Consider the following 3308-nt stretch of genomic DNA (forward strand, 5'->3'; position numbering starts at 1 on the left):
AAGCGCTAACAAAACTCCTAGCGAGCGGTCAACTCTGTAAACAACATTCGATCGTGCTTGAGTATGGGGTAACATCCCCAACAGGCAAGTAAAAATCAAAAAGTAGAAACTGAGCTGGAGTAACTCCTTTGTTTCTTTTGCCTTTTCTATTTAGTTAGCCTTGTTAATCTCCTTTAACCGTTAGTTCAACGGGTATTGCCTGTGGAGGGTCACACCAACTTAATGGCACTGCCGTTAAGGATTCGATGAAGCAGGAAGGAAACGTCAAACTTTGTAAAATCAGCCTTTCCAGGTCTGGTGAGTAAGTTTGAGTAAGTTTTCCAGAACGGCAACCTCAACTGTTAAGAGAACCCGCTGTAAGCGCTTCCCTTATCTAACCCAATACTAACTGTAGGGCAAAACCCTCTATGTAGGGTAGATTAGGTAACATCAATTTCATGCCCTTTGGCGTAGCTCACGTCGAGATACTTTTAGATGTTGGCTCGTTGAATCGGTTAAAAATATGACTCGCCTACGAGCCCAATATCGGAACAAGTTGCAGGCTGAAGCAGCCTTTAAGGGTGCCACCGTTAATAAAGAAATAACGGATGCTGGCTAAAACTGACTTCCGCAGAACTTTGAGACTTCCTAATTCGTCAAAAGCGAAATATTAGTGCCTAATCTGCATAGAAGGGTACTACGCACCTTAATTGATAAACGCGACCTTGTGACTCCTTTAAAGACGGATTTTTGAACAGGGTTGTTTTATTACCACAATTGTGGTTATTAAAACCATCGTTACAAATCCGTACAACAGAGGAAACCCCTACCCACCTACAGGGGCAAATTTAACGATTGTTCATTGGAGAATTGCTCATGGGGAAATTGTGATGAACCATGAACGATCGAGCATTGCTAATTTTTGAGGAATTTGAATGCCAAAGCAAATTATTATCGCTGAGCAGCATCGCATCGCTGCTGTATTTTCCGAAGATCAAATTCAAGAATTAGTTGTTGCCACAGGAAATCACCAAGTTGGTGATATTTATCTAGGCATTGTAGAAAATGTACTTCCTGGTATAGATGCGGCTTTTGTTAACATTGGAGACCCGGAACGCAACGGATTTATTCACGTATCCGATTTAGGGCCATTGCGCCTAAAACGTACTGCTGGAGCAATTACAGAACTGCTAACACCCCAGCAGAAAGTTTTAGTACAAGTGATGAAGGAGCCGACCGGAAACAAAGGCCCCAGACTGACTGGCAATATTACCTTACCCGGACGGTATTTAGTGCTAATGCCATTTGGCCGAGGCGTCAATTTATCGCGGCGGATAAAAAGTGAAAGCGAACGCAATCGCCTCAGAGCATTGGCGATTCTGCTCAAACCAGCAGGTATGGGTTTGTTAGTGCGAACAGAAGCAGAAAATCGCCCAGAAGAAGCAATTATAGAAGATTTGGAAGCGCTGCAAAAACAGTGGGAAGCTATTCAACAAGAAGCTATCTCAACGCGGGCACCCGCATTGCTGAATCGAGATGATGATTTTGTCCAGCGCGTACTGCGAGATATGTACAGCGAGGATGTAAATCGCATCGTTGTAGATTCGCACACTGGCGTGAAGCGAGTGAAGCAGCATTTAATGACGTGGAGTGGGGGAAGGACACCGCAAGGAGTTTTGATCGATCAGCACCGCGATCGCCTCTCGGTTTTGGAATATTTCCGCGTCAACGCGGCTATTAAAGAAGCTCTTAAACCTAGAGTAGATCTCCCCTCTGGAGGTTATATAATTATCGAGCCGACAGAAGCGCTAACCGTGATCGATGTCAACTCTGGATCTTTTACGCGATCGGCTACAGCTAGGGAAACGGTTTTGTGGACAAACTGCGAAGCGGCTACAGAAATTGCCCGCCAGCTGCGCCTGCGGAATTTGGCTGGTGTAATTATTGTTGACTTTATCGATATGGATTCGCGCCGCGACCAGTTGCAGGTACTGGAACATTTCAACAAAGCGCTCAAATTTGACAAAGCAAGGCCCCAAATTGCCCAGCTCTCCGAACTCGGCTTAGTGGAATTGACTCGCAAGCGGCAAGGCCAAAACATTTACGAACTATTCGGTCGTCCTTGCGCTACTTGCGGCGGATTGGGTCATTTAGTACATCTACCAGGAGAAGCCGCTAATCGCGAATCTCCATTGCAGTCGCCACGCGAACGAGAAACGGCGATACTGCCAGTCCGCGAATCGGCGTCACCATCCTTGCGGGAACGCATCTTCCCATCGGCAGATGAAATTCCAGAAAGTGCTGGATCTGCTTCCTTCCAGAGTCGTCCCGTACTACCCGCACCCTACGGACAAAGCGAAGTCGTGCGAGAAACCGCCGGACAGGATAACTTCTGGGATGCAGAGGGTTATGCAGATGATATGGCTCCCGGTTCCGATCTTGACTTGGATATGATGAATCATCCCAACTATCAAGAACGCGGTTTGGGAGCTAACTCTCGCCGTCGCCGTCGTCGCCGCCTGGGTATTGGTGAAGGTGGACGTTTGGAAGAAGAGTCGCCCAAGCCGAATGAGTTTGTGTCTCCCACTAAATCACCTAGCTCCATATCAAACGATTCCAAATGGATGAGTGAGCCAGAACCTTTGCCTTCAAAGGTGTTTTCGCCAACGGGGCCGAAAGGACTTCGCCTCGACAGCTCGCGCATAGAGCGTCCTGTGAAGCCAGAAACTGTACCGCCGGAAATCGTTTCTGTAGAAATGACTCCAGAGGAACAGCAAGTTTATGCTTTTATGGGTGTGTCCCCTCTGGTACGTTTAAATCGCCAACTTAAAAATCCCAAAGCCGCAACTATAATTGTGAAGTTGCCAGGACAAGCAGACGAAGATGTTGCTTTTGAACCGGCTCAATCTAGAACAGAGGAGATCGATCGCGATTATACAGAAGCACCGGACAGGGGAATTCCTAACTACTCTGATGAGGAAAGTTTTGACTCCGAGCCATCGTTCGACATCCAAGATACAGACAGCATCGAGCAAAGTGTCGATCCCGATCCTGAGCCTGTAGCGATCGCATCGAGCGAATCGGATAATGGCGATTCTTTGTTGCTGCGGCGTCGGCGTCGTCGCCGTTCCTCGGCTACTGACGGTGAGAGCGATCGGTAAAATTGCTAGTTGCAAATAACTCACGGTGATGGCTGATGGGGAAATGGGAGATGGAAAAATGAAGATGAAGGATCTGATAATTGCAGCACTCCCCCACTCCTCCACTCCCCCACTCCCCCACTCCCTCTTTACCGAGCTGGTTGCAGGTGTTGATGAAGTCGGGCGAGG

General features: G+C 47.7%; 1 protein-coding gene. It reads left to right on the forward strand.

From position 1 onward, the window contains the following. Positions 1-914: 914 nt before the first annotated feature. The gene (locus H6S82_RS33090) at positions 915-3140 is read left to right on the forward strand and encodes an Rne/Rng family ribonuclease (RefSeq protein WP_190463457.1); all 2226 of its coding nucleotides are present in this window, start codon (positions 915-917) and stop codon (positions 3138-3140) included. Positions 3141-3308 lie beyond the last annotated feature (168 nt).

Origin of the sequence: Planktothrix sp. FACHB-1355, assembly GCF_014748295.1 — a bacterium.
GTDB classification, from domain to species: Bacteria; Cyanobacteriota; Cyanobacteriia; order Cyanobacteriales; family Aerosakkonemataceae; genus Aerosakkonema; species Aerosakkonema funiforme_A.